This is a genomic window from Tepidibacter mesophilus, assembly GCF_002724055.1.
Classification (GTDB): Bacteria; Bacillota; Clostridia; order Peptostreptococcales; family Peptostreptococcaceae; genus Tepidibacter_A; species Tepidibacter_A mesophilus.
Genome location: NZ_BDQY01000014.1, coordinates 1 through 18127 on the forward strand (window position 1 = coordinate 1; position 18127 = coordinate 18127).

The 18127-nt window shown below is 29.5% G+C and carries 18 protein-coding genes and 1 pseudogene; 18 read left to right on the forward strand and 1 reads right to left on the reverse strand.

What is annotated here, in order from left to right; genetic code table 11:
- The first annotated feature begins 123 nt into the window (after positions 1-123).
- The 12 genes and pseudogenes from Tmeso_RS17180 to Tmeso_RS09700 all read left to right on the forward strand — a co-directional run bounded on the left by Tmeso_RS17180 (position 124) and on the right by Tmeso_RS09700 (position 8493).
- Positions 124-264 carry a tyrosine-type recombinase/integrase gene (locus Tmeso_RS17180; protein WP_278281438.1) on the forward strand — a complete coding sequence of 47 codons (141 nt, stop codon included), beginning with the start codon at positions 124-126 and terminating at the stop codon, positions 262-264.
- Positions 265-280: 16 nt separating this feature from the next.
- Complete coding sequence (locus Tmeso_RS09660; protein ID WP_099190634.1) at positions 281-682, forward strand: hypothetical protein; 402 nt, start codon at positions 281-283, stop codon at positions 680-682.
- A gap of 20 nt (positions 683-702) precedes the next feature.
- Positions 703-846, forward strand: coding sequence for a hypothetical protein (locus Tmeso_RS16435; RefSeq protein ID WP_187296299.1), 144 nt, complete (start codon positions 703-705; stop codon positions 844-846).
- A 426-nt stretch (positions 847-1272) separates the two neighbouring features.
- A complete protein-coding gene (locus Tmeso_RS09665) occupies positions 1273-1503 on the forward strand; it encodes a hypothetical protein (RefSeq protein ID WP_099190636.1) in 231 nt (76 codons plus the stop codon).
- Positions 1472-2674, forward strand: a complete 1203-nt coding sequence (locus Tmeso_RS09670; RefSeq protein ID WP_099190638.1) for a DNA primase family protein — start codon at positions 1472-1474, stop codon at positions 2672-2674. Before Tmeso_RS09665 ends, Tmeso_RS09670 begins: the two co-directional genes overlap by 32 nt.
- A 652-nt stretch (positions 2675-3326) precedes the next feature.
- On the forward strand, positions 3327-4553 hold the full coding sequence (locus Tmeso_RS09675; protein WP_099190640.1) for an IS110 family RNA-guided transposase: 1227 nt from the start codon (positions 3327-3329) through the stop codon (positions 4551-4553).
- Positions 4554-4652: 99 nt separating this feature from the next.
- A pseudogene (locus Tmeso_RS17185) lies at positions 4653-4745 on the forward strand (RHS repeat-associated core domain-containing protein); the annotation flags it as partial.
- Between the two features lie 117 nt (positions 4746-4862).
- A complete protein-coding gene (locus tag Tmeso_RS09685) occupies positions 4863-5345 on the forward strand; it encodes a hypothetical protein (RefSeq protein WP_207653846.1) in 483 nt (160 codons plus the stop codon).
- A gap of 303 nt (positions 5346-5648) precedes the next feature.
- A complete protein-coding gene (locus Tmeso_RS09690; protein ID WP_099190642.1) occupies positions 5649-6530 on the forward strand; it encodes a hypothetical protein in 882 nt (293 codons plus the stop codon).
- A gap of 79 nt (positions 6531-6609) precedes the next feature.
- A complete protein-coding gene (locus tag Tmeso_RS16720) occupies positions 6610-6936 on the forward strand; it encodes a hypothetical protein (RefSeq protein WP_207653847.1) in 327 nt (108 codons plus the stop codon).
- A gap of 27 nt (positions 6937-6963) precedes the next feature.
- A complete protein-coding gene (locus tag Tmeso_RS16725; RefSeq protein WP_207653848.1) occupies positions 6964-7440 on the forward strand; it encodes an abortive infection family protein in 477 nt (158 codons plus the stop codon).
- 327 nt (positions 7441-7767) lie between these two features.
- Positions 7768-8493, forward strand: a complete 726-nt coding sequence (locus Tmeso_RS09700) for an ATP-binding protein (protein WP_242967907.1) — start codon at positions 7768-7770, stop codon at positions 8491-8493.
- A gap of 37 nt (positions 8494-8530) precedes the next feature.
- Here the strand turns inward: Tmeso_RS09700 and Tmeso_RS16440 are convergent, their stop codons facing one another.
- Positions 8531-9013, reverse strand: coding sequence for a hypothetical protein (locus tag Tmeso_RS16440; protein ID WP_099190646.1), 483 nt, complete (start codon positions 9011-9013; stop codon positions 8531-8533).
- A gap of 198 nt (positions 9014-9211) precedes the next feature.
- On the opposite strand from Tmeso_RS16440, the gene Tmeso_RS09710 reads away from it, so the two are divergent.
- From Tmeso_RS09710 to Tmeso_RS09735, 6 genes are all read left to right on the forward strand, one after another.
- Entirely contained in the window at positions 9212-9403 is a 192-nt protein-coding gene (locus Tmeso_RS09710) for a hypothetical protein (protein WP_099190648.1), read from the forward strand.
- A gap of 15 nt (positions 9404-9418) precedes the next feature.
- A complete protein-coding gene (locus Tmeso_RS09715) occupies positions 9419-11218 on the forward strand; it encodes a heme NO-binding domain-containing protein (RefSeq protein WP_099190650.1) in 1800 nt (599 codons plus the stop codon).
- 133 nt (positions 11219-11351) lie between these two features.
- Positions 11352-13361 (forward strand): methyl-accepting chemotaxis protein, encoded by a 2010-nt coding sequence (locus Tmeso_RS09720; protein ID WP_099190652.1) that lies wholly within the window; start codon positions 11352-11354, stop codon positions 13359-13361.
- A gap of 172 nt (positions 13362-13533) precedes the next feature.
- The gene (locus Tmeso_RS09725; RefSeq protein ID WP_187296300.1) at positions 13534-15558 is read left to right on the forward strand and encodes a methyl-accepting chemotaxis protein; all 2025 of its coding nucleotides are present in this window, start codon (positions 13534-13536) and stop codon (positions 15556-15558) included.
- 174 nt (positions 15559-15732) lie between these two features.
- Positions 15733-16416, forward strand: coding sequence for a DUF881 domain-containing protein (locus Tmeso_RS09730; protein ID WP_099190656.1), 684 nt, complete (start codon positions 15733-15735; stop codon positions 16414-16416).
- A 19-nt stretch (positions 16417-16435) separates the two neighbouring features.
- Positions 16436-18118, forward strand: a complete 1683-nt coding sequence (locus Tmeso_RS09735) for a GspE/PulE family protein (RefSeq protein ID WP_099190658.1) — start codon at positions 16436-16438, stop codon at positions 18116-18118.
- Positions 18119-18127 lie beyond the last annotated feature (9 nt).

Genomic DNA, 18127 nt, shown 5'->3' on the forward strand with positions numbered 1-18127 from the left:
TTAGTATTTACAATGCAGCAATAAAAGGTGAACCTATCAATAAAATTTTTGATACTCTGAAAATTGCATAGGAATCCCTTTGGTTATATAACTGTAAAAAATTTCAAATAAAACTGCACTATTATAGGTACAAGACTAATAAGGAAAGGTGTTCCATTAACTACAGTAAGTAAATTAGCTGGACACAGTAACATAGAAACTACAGCTAAGTTTTACATAAATTCTAGTAAGGAAGAAAAAATCAAGGCAGTAAGTCTGCTGTAAAGGAAGGAGAAAGAAAATGATAATAATTAATACAATGAAAGATATTCACAGAATAAGGAGAGAGAAACAGATAGATAAATTTCTTGGAGAGGAGCTAGAAGAATATTTCAAAGAACTAACTCAAAGTTTTACAGGAACAAATGAGTTGGATACATTCAATTTAGAAGAACATGGCTCAATTATAATATTGGAAGATACAGACGACCCCCATGACCTTGAGGAGATAGGCTACCCTAAGGAACATGGAGGTCTTTTTTCTGCCTTTCCAGAGTTTGTAAACATCATAGAACTAGAAGAAGCATCATACTACAAAATAGTCATTGTGTGTAGTAATTCCTACGGAATTGTTGTCTACAGTAAAGTAGGACAATTAGGGAAAGGGTTTGAAAAATGGGTTAGTGAATACCTAGAAGACTAAAAAAGAAAGGGGAATGAATAATGGAAATTGCAGTACTAATAGCACGTATCATTCTACTAATACTACAGGGAATTTTTGCAACAGGAGCAGTAAGTCAAATAGCAGGTGAAAGTGGATTAGACTTTTCAGAACTTTGGAGCCATCTTCCTAGTAACTATAAGTAAAATACAAAAATGGAAATTGATAATAAGGTGATTTGGTAAAAATATTTTCTTGAGGAAAGAAAAACGAATAAAAAACAAGAAAAACTACGATGAAATTAGATGTAAATAATTGGAATGGGCAAATGGATAAAAATTGGGCTTGGATGTCCTATGCTTAAAAATCTGGAAACTGTTTTAGCCATAGATGTCCATAAGTTCTTGAAAAATAAAAAATGGCTCAAAATCGCCTAGAATCAAGGCTGAGAGCTTTTGAACTAAAGGAATAACCAAAGTATAATAATTAGTAAAAGGGCAGTGCTAAGCTACTCTTTCACTAATAATAACCAGTAGGATTCCTCAATTCAAAGGCTCTGTCACAACCTAAGAATAAAAAAGGCAACCTACAGGAATCCTACCTTAATTTTTTTTGAAAGGCAGGTAAGATAGTTGAGTGAATCTAGTAATTATGACGAAACAGAAGAACTAACAAAACGTGGATTCAGCATTAAAGAAAGTACGGGTAAAATCTTAGGCTTCAATGCTAATTTTTTTGCTGACTACATCAAGAACAGAGTAAACATTTTATACGCTAAAGATGGATTTTTCTACATCTACGAAAATGGTATCTGGGTGAAAAAAGAAGATAGTGAAATGGAGAGATATTCTACAAGAAGCTAGATACGGAGTATGGAGTAGTAAAAGAGAAAATGAGTATATGACAGCACTAAAGCGTGAGGTATTTTACTCTGGGGAAATGAATCTATATAAGAATATTATTAATATGGAAAATGGAGTATTTGACCTAAATACATTGAAGTTTCTTCCTCATGACCCAAGTTATTTAAGTACTATACAAATACCTGTAAGTTACATACCAGATGCAAAGTGTCCAAGATTTCTCAAGTTTATGGGTGAAGTATTTGAAGGTGATGAAGAGAGAATAGCAGTAGCACAAGAATGGTATGGATATGCTGTAACAACAGAAACAAAGGCACAAAAGTCATTAATTCTATATGGTTCAGGGGGAAATGGTAAAGGAGTATTCACAGAAATATTAAGTACATTAATAGGTGATGATAATATTTCTCATATTCCATTGAATGAATTAAACAAAGGATTCTCAAGAGTATGTTTATACAATAAAACAGCAAACATCAGTAACGAAAATGAAACTAATGGAAAAGCTTTCAATACTCAATATTTCAAAGCTATAGTTGGAGAAGATATGATAAATGCGGAGCAAAAGGGTAAACCAGTATTTAGCTTCAAGCCAACAGCAAAGCTAATAATGTCAATGAATAATTTGCCATCAACAAAAGATAAAAGTACAGGGTACTATAGAAGATTAGTAATTCTTAACTTCACTGCACATTTTAGTGAAGAAAATCGTGATAGAGACTTGAAAAAGAAGCTACAAGAGGAACTGTCAGGCATTTTTATGTGGGCAATAGAAGGATTGAAAAGACTAAGAGATAATGATTTCAAATTTAGTTCGTGTAAAAATATGGATACTACAATAAAGGAATACGAAGTAGAACAAAATCCAATGATATCCTTCTTTGATGATTGCATAGAAAAAGAAGAAGACTCTGAACATCGCGAAGATAATAAAACCATCTATAATACATTCAAGAAGTGGGCAGAAAAAAATGGTCATAGTGGATACGCAGGAATTAGTAACCAGAGATTCTGGAGAAAGTTCAAAGCAATAGCAAAATCAAAAGGATACAAGTGTAAATTTGGTAAATCAAATTCTCTAAGATACCATACAGGTATTAGAGTAGTAGGTGAGTACACAGTGAAAAAGGTAAAAAAGACAAATAGAAACCACTTATTTTGTGACTACTAGGGCATAGCTAGGTCATATTTTGGGCAAATACAAATAATAAAATCCCATGAAAACACAGGAATTGGGCAAATGGGCACATCTAAGGATAATTTCAATCCTAAAAAAGATGTAACTAAATCTACTAAAAAAGAAAATGAAAGTGAGTGCAGATACGCCCATACGCCCAAGATTAGTAAAATCAATACATTCACATGATTGAACATGTCCAAGATAAGCCCTAAATGTGTCCAAATAGACTCAGTTGAGTTCAATTAGTAACTATTTTCAATAATTGAGAAAATCTAATAAAACGAAATAACCAAGTTAATAAACATATATTATATTTTTGAAAGTGGATATCTTTCAGATGTTCCTCTTAGGAGAAAATAAATTGGCTGTTAATATCTCTGTGGGTCGCAATACTAACACTTAAGAGCAAGTGCTATTATTAATTCAAAAGGGGAACTAAATGAAAGGTATAAAAGGTTTTACATGTACTACTAAATGTATTGGTACTAGATGTAAGAACTTTTACCTTGCAGAAGAATGGATAAGCTCAACTATCGATGCGGAGCATAGGATAATTAGTGCTTTATGCTGTTATTAAGGATGCTGGCATTCTTCTTACATGTAAGGATGACCTTTGAAAATTAAAAATCAAGGAGGAATCATAATGCATCCTAAGATGAAACATGTTTACGTTGGAGTAGATACACATAAAAGAACCCATACAGCAGTAATTATTAATTGCTTTGGAGAAAAACTTGGAGAAATAACCTTTGAGAATAAGCCATCATCATACGATGAACTTCTAAAGGAAGCAAAGAAACATACAAAAAAGGGAATAACACCAATCTTTGGGCTAGAAGACACTGGAGCAGCAGGAAGACCACTTGCTGTATATCTTTTAGGAAAGAAAAAGAAAGTTAAGAAGGTAGATGCATCTCTTAGTAGTTCAGAGAGAAAAAATCAAGCCATAACACATAAGACTGATAGTTATGACGCACTTTGCATAGCTAGGGTATTACTGAATAGACTTGATGAGCTTCCAAATGCAGACCCACAGGATATATATTGGACATTAGGTATGCTTGTAGGAAGAAGAGATGCAGTAGTAAAGGCTTCAACTGCATTGAAGAATCAGCTACACACGCACTTGGTACATCATTACCCAAGCTACAGAAAATTCTTCTACGTCTTTGATTGTAAATCTGCATTAGCATTTTGGGAGAAATACCCTTCTCCATCTAAACTAAATGGAGTCTCAGTAGAAGAATTAGGTGCGTTTCTACATGAACACAGTAGTGGGTTCTTCTCAGAAAAGAAATCTAGAGCAATTCTTGACCTCGTAGAGAAGGATGGAGATACTACAAGTAAGTTTCAAGAAAGTAGAGACTTCATGATACAAACCTTCGTAAAGGAGCTAAGGCATAATAATGAGGAATTAAAAAAGATTGAAAAAGAGATAAAGAACATAATGGATAGGCTAGGATACAAGCTTGAAACAATGATAGGTGTAGATATAGTAACTGCTGCATCATTAGTTGCAGAAATAGGAGATATAGGAAGGTTTGCAAGTTCAGCTAAGCTAGCAAAGTACGCAGGAATTGCACCAGTAAAATTCTCATCAGGAGATAGAGACAGGTCATTTAGAAATAAGCAAGGAAACAGGAAACTCTACGAACTATTTAAAAGACTAGCAGCAAGACAGATAAATAAAGGAAGAAATAAGGACAAGCCAGTAAATGGCATCTTCTACGAATACTACGAAAAGAAAATGACAGAAGGTAAGACAGCAAGTCAAGCTATGCTTTGTGTAATGAGAAGGCTTGTAAACATCATCTACGGAATGATGAAGAATAAAACTGAATACATTCATCCTGTCCTTTCCAGTGCATAGGTAAAATGGTACAATGTGGATATAGGAGGTATGAAAAATCAATCATATCTCTAAATTTCAGCAAAAAAGTTATTACTTAATTAAGGATATTATGACCCTACTGTAGGAAGGTTTACACAAGAAGATACATATAGAGGAGATGGACTAAATCTATACTCATATGTAGCAAATAATCCAGTAAATTATATTGACCCTACAGGACACTCGAAATGTAAAAAAGATAATCTGAAAGATAATAATCAACCTTATTCTTATTATGATTATCAAACAGGAAAGGCACTTAATCTTACTGCACGTGATGATTATGGAATGAAAGATTTCCACGAGGCGGCGAAACAACTAGATTATGTAGCACCAGTCATAGAGTACCAACAATTTAAAAATGTAAAAAAAGCATATAAAAATGGTCATGCAGTTGTTGAGACGGCTAAAGAAATTCTTAAAGATGAGCGTGGTAGTGTCAGAATAAAGTGGACGAGTAATCTTGTAGAAAAAAATTATGTATTATTTAATAAAACTCATAAAGGTTCTGTACCTATACCAAAGGGACTTGGACCAAATGGTGGAAGATTACAGTCGCATCATGGATTACAACAGCAGTGGGCAAAAGAGAATTTGACTAAATATGGTTATGACCCAAGTTTAGCACCAACAGTAACAATAGAAACAGGTAAAGGATTACCTCATACTATTATAAGTACAGCACAAAATGCAAGAAGAAATGCAAGAGTTGCTCAGGGAAAAGGAAAATGGAGTTCAACATTACAAGAAGAATTACAATATATTTATTGATGATTCTTCTAAAGAAAATTTTGAAAAATTGAAAGATATTCTAAATGAATTAATGGAATTAAATAAAGACCTGAATGGATTCTTGAGAGAAATGGAAATGGAAGACGGGTGGGGATTTGAAGATTATGAAATATAATAACTAGATTTTAAATATTATAATAAAGAATTTGAGTGTGATTTGGGTTAATCAGGTTGAAGGCTCTAAAAAAGTTAAGGTATGTATGCTTATAAATCTAAGTCTTACTAAAACTCAATAATGTTTTGAGTCCAAAACATCATATAAAATGAAAAGGAGAGCAACTAATGTTACATAGATTGGATGAATTTTTATTTGATATTATGGGTATTTTTGTTCCGGGGTTAATTACTATTGCAATTTTTATAGTATATCCTTTCTCAATTTTGCCTATCGAACAAGTGAATCCCACTTTTAAAAAGTTATTATTTTACATAAAAGAACTTAATTCCATGAAATTTGATCCATTACTAATATTTTTAGTATTATTCATAATATGTTATATACTTGGACATGTAATTAAAGTAGCTTCAAATATGTATTATCAACTAGGTAAATCTATTGTAGACAACACTATAATAGATGGTTTAGATGCTATACTTGAAAATATTAAAAAATATAGAACTCTGAAAACAAGTTACAATGAAACACCAAAAAATTCAAACGAAAAACGCATTTATATGAGAAAGTGGTCTATAGTAAGATTTTTTGTTGATAATTTATTAAAGATTATAACCTTTGATGCACCTAGTTATGATTATAAATTTGAAAATATGTATAAAGATACAAAAATAAGATTGAAGGAAGAGTATGGAATATCTTACTTTTTTGAAAATAGAGAGTGGTATCCTTTTTATAAATCAGGAAAAATTGTATCAGAAAGACTAAATATTAAAACAAATACAAGACAGTTTCTTGCAAAATATAATTTCTATAGGTCAGTTTCATTTATTTTTATATGTCATACTTTCTATATGATATTAATAGGTAATAAGTTAGCACCAAATTTAATGATTGCTAAGTACTCTTCAATTATCATAGGTTTAGATATTATACTTTGGATAACGTTTCATATTAAATATAAACGTTATTGGACTATGTGTGGAAATGAAGCAATACTTGGATTTTATAATTCAGTTATTTTAAAGGAGTTTACTGAAAAAGAATAAGAAGAGTTTCTTAAAACTTTGATGATTTGGAATATAAAGGATTAGGTCAATTTGAAATATAGAAATAGAGGTGAAGATTATGGATAATATATTTAATTTAAATGATAATGATTTAAACTTAGAACCAAAGATTGAAGACTATAAGACTGATTTTGAAAAAGCTGAGTACTTGCAAATGATTTTAAATAATGCAGCTACAAATGATGGGCCAGCAAATGATGAACATTACAAAATTTTAAGATTAAGAGCATATTTTTTGAATAAGCCTGAAGCCAGTAAACTTGTACCTTCTTGGGTAAGAAAGTGTAGAGATTTAAGACAATGTTGGCAGTTTATCAAATGTAAATTTTATACTTATGCTGAAAGAAGGAAATATATATGGGATGAATTTAGCAATTTGATGTAATATTATGAAGCAAACTTTGATATACCAATGATTAATAGTGTTTCTGATGAACTTAAAAAACTAAATTCACAATATGTTATAGATACATGGAATAAATCGCTTGAAAGAAAATTTGTTAATCTTGAAGGGGCAATAACAATAGCAAAAACGCTTATGGAAACGGTATTTAAACACATATTAGATGAATTAAATATTAACTATGGAAATAAAGCTGATCTTCCAGAACTATATAAATTAGTAGCTGACAACTTAAGTTTAAGCCCACATCAACATCAAGAACAAATATTTAAACAAATTTTAGGAAGTTGTTCAGGTGTAGTTTCAGGTTTAGGTAGTTTAAGAAATTCTTATGGAGATGCTCATGGTAAGGGAAAAAAGAATTACAGACCTTCTGCAAGGCATGCTGAATTAGCTATTAATATTTCAGGTTCAATGTGTTTATTTATTATGCAAACATATGAAAACAAAAAATCTTTAGATATTGAGATGAACTCTAGTTTGTAACAATGTTAATGAATATGCTTAGGATGAAATTTAGGTTAGTATCCTAAAAGAAAGCTTACTATAGTATATATGTAATATTTTAAAATAATAACATGTATATGTGGCAATAATGTAGCTATTAAAATTAATTATATTTAGTCTAGATTGTCTTCTTACTTACGTTGATGTATATTAGAGGGTACATATTATTATGTTTAAAGCAAAAATACGATATTAAAACTTTGCCATTATATAGAAGATGCAACTGCTCCTCACATAGTAGACCCTAAAAATCCTGGTGCAGTAGATGAAATAATAAACTTAGGAGAGTACTGGGATTTTGCAAAAATGAAGCAAAATAGAGAAGATATACTAAAATCTAACAAAGAAGTTGGACGATTATTCACAAGAGCATACAAATTCTTAAAAGCAGCTGAGAGTATAGTTAAAGATGTAGTAGTTAAGTATAAAGAAGCCATGGATTTTGGAAAGGTAAACTCTATAACTCTAGATTTAATTGATGAGATATTAGGAAATGTAGAGTTCAAAGGAAAAGCAGGATATGAGAGACATTTATTTGGAACTGCTATAAGTCCTAATGGAGTTGTAGAGTATACGGATACAATATTTAATGATGCAACTGATGTATATTATATAAAAGGTGATATGGGAACTGGGAAATCTACACTACTGGGAAAAGTATACAAAAATGCAATACTCAAAGGACTTGATGTAGAAGTTTATCATACTCCTTTAATTAAAGACAAAATCGAAACCATATGGATTAAAGATATAAATATAGGTCTTACTGTAAGTAGTATGTTTAAAGAAAAAAATTATAAGCTAGTAGATTTAAATAATTGCATAAATAATGATATATTAGATAAGTACAAAGAAGAAATAGAATACGACAATACATTAATAGAAAAATTAATAAAAGGCGGAATAGATAATATAAGAAGAGCTAAACAAGAGCATGACGTAATGGAAAAATATTATATACCTAATATGAATTTTGACAAAGTAGAGAAATTGAAGTGCGAGATAAAAGATAGAATACTTGAATTTAAATAATAAAAGACCTCCAATTAATTGGAGGTCTTTTATTATTTTATATAGTATCTGGATCTTTTTCAAAATAAATTCTTTTACTTCTAGCCTTATAACTTTTAATATTATCCTCTATTTCATCTAAACTGTCATTTAATTTTTGGAACATATCGTGGGGGATATTGTAGTAAAGATACAAATCTTCAAAATGTCTTTTAGCATTGGCAAATCTTTTATTTATATTTATAAATTCTTCAAAAACTGTTGAGTTTGATGCATTTTCAAACTGTTTTATATCGTGCTTTATGACATTTAATATTTCATCTTTATTTGCGTATGTCCCCATATCCATAGGGTAAGGATCAATTCTTTGGAGGAAATACTTATTTAAATTGTTTATATGGTATACGTATTCTACCGCAATTTCTTTTACATTGAATTTGACATAACACATTATACCCTTTATTATCTTCACTTGCCCCCCCATTTGATTTAAAATCATTTCATGTTGGGACATTTCAGTTTTAAGATAGGCTTGTTTCATAATAAAACCCCCTTTTAAAATAATAAAATTATGTATTTGAATTCTTATATTATATATTATATTTCAAAAAATTAAAAAATTACATATAATTGCATAAAAATATAATGAGTTTCAATAAAATTACGATAACATATACAACTTAATAAAAAAATGATAAAATTATATTCAAAATAAAGTTTGAATAGGAGAAAAAATGGTATGGCATTATTGTTTAGCGGTATAAATATAGTTATATTATTGATAATAATGATTATTCCTGTTGTTGTTGGGTATTATTCAATAAAATTTTTAAAAAATAGAGAAGAAAATAAAGATGAATTGTTAGTAAGAGTAGTTTTACTTGAGAAAAGAGTAAAAGAGCTTGAAGATTATATAAACGATTCAGAGTAAATGGAGGGACTTTGTATGAAGGGTACAGTTGTATCAACTTGGCTTAAGACATGCAGAAAAATGTATAATGACGATATAGTAGATAAAGCTATGCAAGATTGTAACGTTAGTAGTTCGAGGACTTTTTCACCTATTGAGGATGTTGAAGATTCTATTATATTCAATATAGTTAAGAATATAGCAAAAGCTGTTAATTTAGATGAAAAAAGTATATGGAAGAGTATAGGTATAGACAATGTAGCTACTTTTACTAATGACTATCCTGCTTTTTTTAGACATGAAACATTATACCAGTTTCTGAAGTCTATGAATGATGTACACAAAATAGTTGTAAAGAGAATTCCTGGATCTAAACCACCAGGACTTGATTTGACTCCTATATCAAAGAATGAAGCTATGTTTGTGTACAGATCAAAGAGGGGTATGTTTGACTATTTCTTAGGAATGCTTGAAGGAGCAGCAAAGCATTATAATGAAAAAATACAAGTAGAAGAAATTGAAAGAAGTTCATCGGAGCTTAAAATTAAGATATTATTCGAAAAAGATATATATTTTAAGAAGACATATAAAATAAATAAATTGATGTCTTTTGGACTTATAAAAGATATACACATAAAAACTTCTATAATGTCTCTTATAATATTTATATTATTCAGTTTACCAGTTAATATATTCTTGAAAAATATAGGAATGTATATATATCCTTTTATAGCATTTTTAAGTTTTGTAGTATCATCTAAAATAATGAATAAACCTATGCAATTTATATTAGATGAATTTGAAAATATTAAGGCTCATAACTATACAGAGGGTGGAAAAATCGTATCAAATGATATGTATGAAGATATCTACTATATATTAAATGATTATAAAGATATAATAAGAAAAGATTTCGTAGGATTTAAGGGTGTTACTGATGAAATGAATACTTTTAGTAAAACACTTACTTCTATAGCTAATAAGATGGACTATACTTCTGAAGAAATATCGGGAATAGTTGAACAGGTTGCAACGGCAGCTATAACTCAAGCGGAAGAGACTGAAAATGCAGTTAGCTTATTAAATGATAATATAATGGGTATAAAAAATATATCTGAGATGGAGAATGAAAATAAAGAAGAATTAGAGAATTCTGTTGAGAAAATAGAGCAAGGTTATAGTCATGTTAAATCAACTACTGACAAATTGAATGATATATTAAAAAGTTTCGAAACGGTTAAGGAAAATAGTGTTAACCTTCAAAAGAAAGCAGAGAATATAACGGACATTGTATCTATAGTTGCATCAATCGCATATCAGACTAATTTATTGGCACTTAATGCTTCAATAGAAGCCGCAAGGGCTGGAGAAATGGGAAAGGGATTTGCAGTTGTAGCTGAAGAAGTAAGAAAACTTGCAGAGCAATCACAAGATGCAGTTAATAATATAAATTCTAATTTGTCCATGTTTATTGGAGAAGTAGAGAAGCTTGTATTAGATGTTGGAACTGAGTTTGAGGTGCTTGAAGAAGAAAATCATAAATTAAATATAGCTGTATCAGAGAGTAGTATTGCTAATAATACAATAAAGGATGTAGCTAAAAAAATGATAAAAACATCTGAATATCTTCAAAAAGAAACGGAATCTATATCATCAATTTTTGAAAATATGGAATCATTAGCAGCAATAGCAGAAGAAAACTCAGCTTCATCTCAAGAAGTTAGTTCTAGTGTAACAACATATACAGAAGAAATAAAAAATCTTACTAAGAGTGTATCGGAATTTAATGAAATAATAGATAACTTTGGTAAGGACATAAATATATATAAGATATAGAAGTAGTATACGCCTTTTGCTAAAGGGCGTATTTTTTTTATAGAAATACAATAAGACAACTACTATATAATGACATATTAATCTAAAAATGTTAATATATACATATTAAGATGAGGATTGAGGGGGGATTTTATTGAAAATTAAACATAATTCTATAAAATTTAAATTTACAAGTGCTTTATTAGTGATACTACTTATAGTAATAATGATATTAAGTTCTGTGTCTATAAGAGCTACACAGATAGCAATTAAAGAGCAATTAAAACAAGATGGTACTCAGCTTGCCAAAGAGATAATACTACAAATAGAAAATAATAATGAAACTATAGATAGTATAGATAAATTATTGGAAAATAATATGATGTCTATTTGTAATATAATTGCTAAAAGTGAAGTAATATCTAATGAATATTTAGCGGAGTTAACTAAAAGTAGTGATGTTTCTGAAATAAACTTAGCAAATCAAGATGGTGAAATAATATATTCTAATTTAGATGAAAATTTAGGTTTTATATACCCAAAAGAACACGCTGTTTCTAGGATCATTAATGGAAGTGAAAATCAGATTGTAGAAAAAATAAGAAAGAGTTCTGTTTCAAATGATTATTATAAGTATTCAGCTATAAAGCTTGAAAATGGGAATGTGATTCAAATAGGCATATTAGCTAATGATATAGCATATATAAAAGACTCTGTATCTAATCAGAAGATAATAGAGAAAATAGCAAAGCAAGAAGGTATAGAATATATAACTATAATAGATAAAAATTTAACTGCTATAGCTCATAGTGATAAAACAAGTATAGGTAAAAAATGCGATGATAAAGGTAGTAAAGAGGCTGCAAAAAACGGAAATGAATATGCATGGGAATATGAGTACAAACCAAATCTTTGGGTATATGATGTGTTGGTTCCTCTTTATAATAAAGGTAAGCATATAGGGGCTGTTGATATAGGTATATCTATGAAAAACTTAGATAATGTCAAGCAACAGATGGTTATGAACACTGTTATAGTAGCTTTTATTGCCTTTGTATTTAGTTCAGCAATAATAATTTTATTATTAAATAGAATGTTAAAACCATTAAATGAAGTTATAAAAGTATCTAATGAGGTATCTGATGGAGATTTAACTAAGGTTATAAATATAAATAATGGTAATGAAATAGGAATGTTAGCATCTAGTTTCAATAAGATGACTAATAATTTAAGAACTATGACGACGAAAATAAAAGAAACTACGTCTGATATAACAGATTTTTCTCAGGAGCTTCTTCTATCAACTGAGCAGGCAGCGGTTGTATCAGAACAAATAGCTATATCTACTCAAGATATATCGGCTGGTTCAGAAAAGCAGTCTCAATCTACTGAAAATGTATTGAATAATATAAAAGATGTTGTAATTGATATGAATAATATAAAAAATGAGGTTAATATTGTTGTGGATAATGCTAATAATACAAGTGAGTTAGCTATTCAAGGAAGAGAAAAAATGGTTGATATGGTAAATCAAATGAACACGATAAAGGATAATGTAGGATATACATATAATGTAATGAATGATCTTGAGGAGGCCTCAAAGGAAATTGAGGATATATTGCATGTTATAAATAACATAGCAGAGCAAACCAATTTATTGGCTTTAAATGCAGCTATAGAGGCAGCAAGAGCTGGAGAAAGTGGTAGAGGATTTGCGGTAGTTTCAGATGAGATAAGAAAACTTGCAGATGAGTCAACTAAATCAGCAAGTAAGATACAAACTTTAATATTATCAAATCAAGAAAATACTAAAAGAGCCATGGAAGTTATACATCAAGGCTTAGAAGAAACAAATAAGGGAGAATTTATAGTAACTCAAGTAGGAGAGTATCTAAAAGATATATTGAATGGATTTGAAATAACAAAGCAAAAACTATATAAGACAAATGAAAGTATTAGCCTATCAAATGAAAGGGTTAAAAATATAGAGAATGCAACACATGAGATAGAGGCTGTAGCTATGGATTCGGTTGCTAGCACAGAAGAAGTTGCCGCATCCAGTGAGCAACAATCAGCAAGTATACAAGAAATATCATCATCTGTACAAGAACTTTCTTGTATGACTAGAGAACTTGAACTTATGGTTGAACAATTTAAAGTTTAAAATAGAGTGCTCTTTTGGGACGTAAGTCTTGAAAGAGTTCTTTATTTTTGGTACTTTAGAATTAATTTTAAATATTTTGACAAAATATACTACAAGCATAAAAAGAAAAAGCAATATAATGAAGAAATATGTTATAATTATAAATAAAATCGATAAAATTGGAGGAGGTTGCATGAAAATCAAATTTAATTTCAAGTTGAATTCAATTAAAACAAAAATAACAGCAATTATGTTACTCGTTATAATGTCCATATTAACTATAAGTACTTATTTATCTATTGAAACAATAGATAAATCTATGAAAAATCAGTTAAAAGAAGATGGGTTAGGATTAGTTAAGGAAATAGCATCTCAATTAGAACGCAATAGTAATGCAATAGACCAGATAGATTCAATGTTGGGAAATACAATAATATCAGTAGCTTATATCATTGGAGATAAAAATGGTATTTCAAATGAATATTTGATGAAAGTAGCTGAGAATACAGGAGTTTCTGAAATTGATGTAACCAATACCGATGGAGTTATAATATACTCTAATTTAATTGAAAACATAGGATATAAGTATCCTGATACTCATGCGGTTAAACCTTTACTTGATGGGGTACAAGATAAAGTTATAGAAGATATAAGAAAAAGTGAGGTTTCGGATAATTATTATAAATATGGAGCTACAAGCTTGCCAAATGGAGGAATAGTTCAAGTTGGTATTATGGCTAATGATATAGAAAAAATACAAAGTTCTATGAAGGTACAAACTGTAATAGATAAATTTACAGAACAAGATAATATAGTTTATGCACTTTTTATAGATAAGAACTTAAAGGCTGTAGCTCATAGTGAAAAAGATAGAATAGGAAAGCAGTTATCTGATAAAGGTAGCATACAGGCTGCTCAAGAAGGAAAAGAATATACATCGGAATTTATGTATAAAGACAAAATACCTACATATGACGTATTAATGCCTGTATATAATAATGGAGAGCATATAGGTGCAGTTGATATAGGTATATCTATGAAAAATGTAAATAAGGCTATTAGAGATACTATGATTAGATCAATAATTACAGCTATAGTAACATTTATATTAAGTTCATTTATAATAATATTTACTATTGGAAAAATGATAAATCCTATTCAAAAGGTAGTTCAAGTATCTAAGAAAGTATCAGATGGAGATTTAACTGAAAAAATAGATATAAAATCTAATGATGAAATTGGTGTGTTAACTGAAGGGTTTAATAATATGATAGATAATTTAAGTGGAATAACTAATAAAATTCAAGATGTAACGCTTAGTGTATCATCTTTCTCTCAAGAATTATTAGCTTCAACTCAGCAGGCAGCTATGGTTTCAGAACAGATAGCTTTATCAACCCAAGATATAGCCGAAGGTTCAGAAAAGCAATCTTTTGCCACTAATAATGTATTGAATAATATACAAGAGGTTGGAAGTTCAATGGATTATATAAAAAATGAGATTATAGATGTGGTTGACAATGCTAATGAAACAAGTAAATTAGCTCTTCAAGGTAGGGAAAAGATGAAAGATATGATAACTCAGATGGATGTTATAAAAGAAAGTGTTGGATATACATCTGATGTTATGGCTGATTTGGATGATGCATCAAAACAAATAGGGGATATACTACAAGTTATAAATAACATAGCAGATCAAACTAATTTATTAGCTTTAAATGCAGCTATTGAAGCTGCTAGAGCTGGGGAGAGCGGAAGAGGATTTGCTGTTGTTGCAGATGAAATAAGAAAACTTGCTGAGGAATCTATGAGGTCATCGGATAAGATAAGAGATTTAATAGTAGCTACTCAACAGAATGCTCAAAAAGCTAGTGTGGCAATAAATCAAGGGTCTGAAGAAACACAAAAAGGAGAAGCTATAGTAACTGAGGTTTCAGACTATCTAGAGCATATATTAAATGGATTTGATTTAACAAAGGAAAAGCTACTTATAACTAGTGAAAATATAGCAAATTCAACTAAAAAATCTCAAGAGGTTATGAAATTTGCTAAAGAAATAGAAGGTATAGCAATGGATTCTGTTGCTAATACAGAAGAGGTAGCAGCTTCTAGCCAAGAGCAATCAGCTACAATAAATGAAATAACAAAATCTGCTGAAGAATTGTCAAGTATGGCGATAGAACTTGAGGAAGTAACGAAACAATTTAAATTAAATTAATAAAAAAGCTTGTGAGTATAAAAATATACTCACAAGTTTTTTATATATATAAGGAAATTATTTTTATATAAGGAAATTATAATATGTGAATTTTTGTTAAGTTTTTGTATAAATTAAAAAGAATTTGATGTATTATAATAATAAATAGTAAATTAAATTTGAGGAGTTAAGACTATGAAAAAATCCTATGTACATATATTGATACTTTCTTTAGTTTTAGGAGTAGGAGTAGGTATTCAATTTAAAAGTAACTACAATACAGTTGAAGATCTTTCTTTTTTTGATAAACAGATAATAGATCAAGTGAATAGAGTTAAACAAGAAAATAGAAAGTTAACAACTAAGAAAGATTACTTGAATAATCAACTTGAAATATTAGAAGAAAATAAAATAGATGATCCATTAGTTAAAAGTATGAAAGAAAATATAAACAATTTGAAAATGAATTTAGGATACAAGGATGTACAAGGTCCAGGCATGATAATAAAAATAGATACAAAAGAAGATGTAAATCTAGGCGAGTTAATGGAAAGAAATAATTTTTTTGTAAGATTAACAAATCAAATAAAAAGACATGGGGGAGAAGCCATATCTATAAATGGTCAAAGAGTTAGCCAATATAGTGCTATTGCTTTGGCGGGAAGTCATATAAACGTAAATTTTACTCCTATAGTCCAGCCGTATGAAATAAAAATAATAGGAAATCCTGATATTTTAAATAAGCATATAAACAGCGAGAATGAAGTCATAGAGTATATGAAAAGCTATGGACTAGATATAAATATTAAGTCATATAAAATGTTGCCCATTGGGGGAATGTTAAGAGAAAAAAATCTAAAATTTACGAATATCGACTAAATAGCAAGGGGCTTTTAATATGGAATATAAGAAAATTAAATTAGGAGAAATTCTAACATCAACAGGAAAAATAACTCAAGAACAATTAAATAATGCTTTAAAAGAACAAAAAAATTCTAAGAAAAAATTAGGACAAATACTTATAGACAATAACATTATAACAGAACAAGATATAATAGAAATACTAGAGTTTCAATTGGGAATACCACATATTAATCTTGAAAACTTCGTAATAGATGAAGAGGTTCCATTACTGATATCGGAAAGCTTAGCAAGAAGATATGAGTTAATTCCAATAAGAAAACAAAGAGGTAAACTTATGGTAGCTATGGTGGATCCTCTTAATATATTTGCAATAGATGATGTCAAAATAGCTACAAATATGGACGTGGATCCTTGTATATGTTCGCAACAGGATGTATTAAATGCAATAGATAGGTGTTATGGAAAAGAAGTAGCTGAAAAGGCAATAGAAGATTTTAAAAAACAATATGAGGTAGAAAATATAAATGATTTAGATGAAGCAATATTAAATGATATAAATAATGCTCCTGTTGTTAGGCTTGTAAATTCTATAATAAAGCAATCGATAAAAGCAAAAGCAAGTGATATACATATTGAACCTTTCGAGGAAAATGTACGAATAAGATTTAGGGTAGATGGACAGCTTCAAGAAATTATGAACTCTTCAAAAACTACACATTCAGCAATAGTTACAAGAATTAAAATAATGGGGAAAATGGATATTGCAGAAAAAAGAGTTCCACAAGATGGTAGAATAGAGATAAATATAGATGGGAAAGAAGTTGATCTTCGTATATCGGTACTTCCTACTGTATTTGGAGAGAAAATAGTTATAAGACTTTTGGACAGAAGCTCATTCCTACTTTCAAAGAGTCAGTTAGGATTTACTGATGGTAATTTAGATAGATTCTATAAATTAATTGAAAATCCTAATGGAATTATATTAATTACTGGTCCTACAGGTAGTGGTAAAACTACTACATTATATACAATATTAAAAGAATTAAATCAAATAAATAAAAATATAATTACAGTAGAAGATCCTGTAGAATACAAACTTCATGGTATAAATCAAGTTCAAGTAAATAATAAAGCTGGTTTAACTTTTGCAAATGGACTTAGATCAATACTTAGACAGGACCCAGATATTGTAATGATAGGAGAAATAAGAGATACAGAAACAGCCCAAATTGCAGCAAGGGCAGCTATAACAGGACATCTTGTTATAAGTACTATGCATACTAATGATGCTCCATCTACAATAACTAGACTTATAGATATGGGAATACAGCCGTACCTTATATCAGCATCTGTAGTTGGATCTATAGCTCAAAGGCTTGTTAGAAAAATATGTACCAACTGCAAAAAAGCATATACCCCTAGTGATAAAGAAAAAGAAATACTTAATATAGAAGAAGACACTAAGATTTATAAAGGCGAAGGATGTGCTCAATGCTATAATACTGGGTATAAAGGAAGAACTTCAATTCATGAAATAATGAATATGAGTAAAAATATAAGAGAATCAATAGACAATAAAGAAGGTATAGATAAATTAAGAAAAGTAGCAATGGATGAGGGTATGGTTAACCTTAGAGATAATTGTAAAGAACTTGTATTAAACGGAATAACTAGTTTTGAGGAATTTATGACAGTTGCATACAATAATAATAATTAGGTGATAGAA

Coding starts and splice junctions, on each gene's coding strand:
- Tmeso_RS09660 (WP_099190634.1), top strand. CDS start 281: ATGATAATAATTAATACAATGAAAGATATTCACAGAATAAGGAGAGAG.
- Tmeso_RS16435 (WP_187296299.1), top strand. CDS start 703: ATGGAAATTGCAGTACTAATAGCACGTATCATTCTACTAATACTACAG.
- Tmeso_RS09675 (WP_099190640.1), top strand. CDS start 3,327: ATGCATCCTAAGATGAAACATGTTTACGTTGGAGTAGATACACATAAA.
- Tmeso_RS09685 (WP_207653846.1), top strand. CDS start 4,863: ATGAAAGATTTCCACGAGGCGGCGAAACAACTAGATTATGTAGCACCA.
- Tmeso_RS09690 (WP_099190642.1), top strand. CDS start 5,649: ATGTTACATAGATTGGATGAATTTTTATTTGATATTATGGGTATTTTT.
- Tmeso_RS16720 (WP_207653847.1), top strand. CDS start 6,610: ATGGATAATATATTTAATTTAAATGATAATGATTTAAACTTAGAACCA.
- Tmeso_RS16725 (WP_207653848.1), top strand. CDS start 6,964: ATGATTAATAGTGTTTCTGATGAACTTAAAAAACTAAATTCACAATAT.
- Tmeso_RS09700 (WP_242967907.1), top strand. CDS start 7,768: ATGAAGCAAAATAGAGAAGATATACTAAAATCTAACAAAGAAGTTGGA.
- Tmeso_RS16440 (WP_099190646.1), bottom strand. CDS start 9,013: ATGAAACAAGCCTATCTTAAAACTGAAATGTCCCAACATGAAATGATT.
- Tmeso_RS09710 (WP_099190648.1), top strand. CDS start 9,212: ATGGCATTATTGTTTAGCGGTATAAATATAGTTATATTATTGATAATA.
- Tmeso_RS09715 (WP_099190650.1), top strand. CDS start 9,419: ATGAAGGGTACAGTTGTATCAACTTGGCTTAAGACATGCAGAAAAATG.
- Tmeso_RS09725 (WP_187296300.1), top strand. CDS start 13,534: ATGAAAATCAAATTTAATTTCAAGTTGAATTCAATTAAAACAAAAATA.
- Tmeso_RS09730 (WP_099190656.1), top strand. CDS start 15,733: ATGAAAAAATCCTATGTACATATATTGATACTTTCTTTAGTTTTAGGA.
- Tmeso_RS09735 (WP_099190658.1), top strand. CDS start 16,436: ATGGAATATAAGAAAATTAAATTAGGAGAAATTCTAACATCAACAGGA.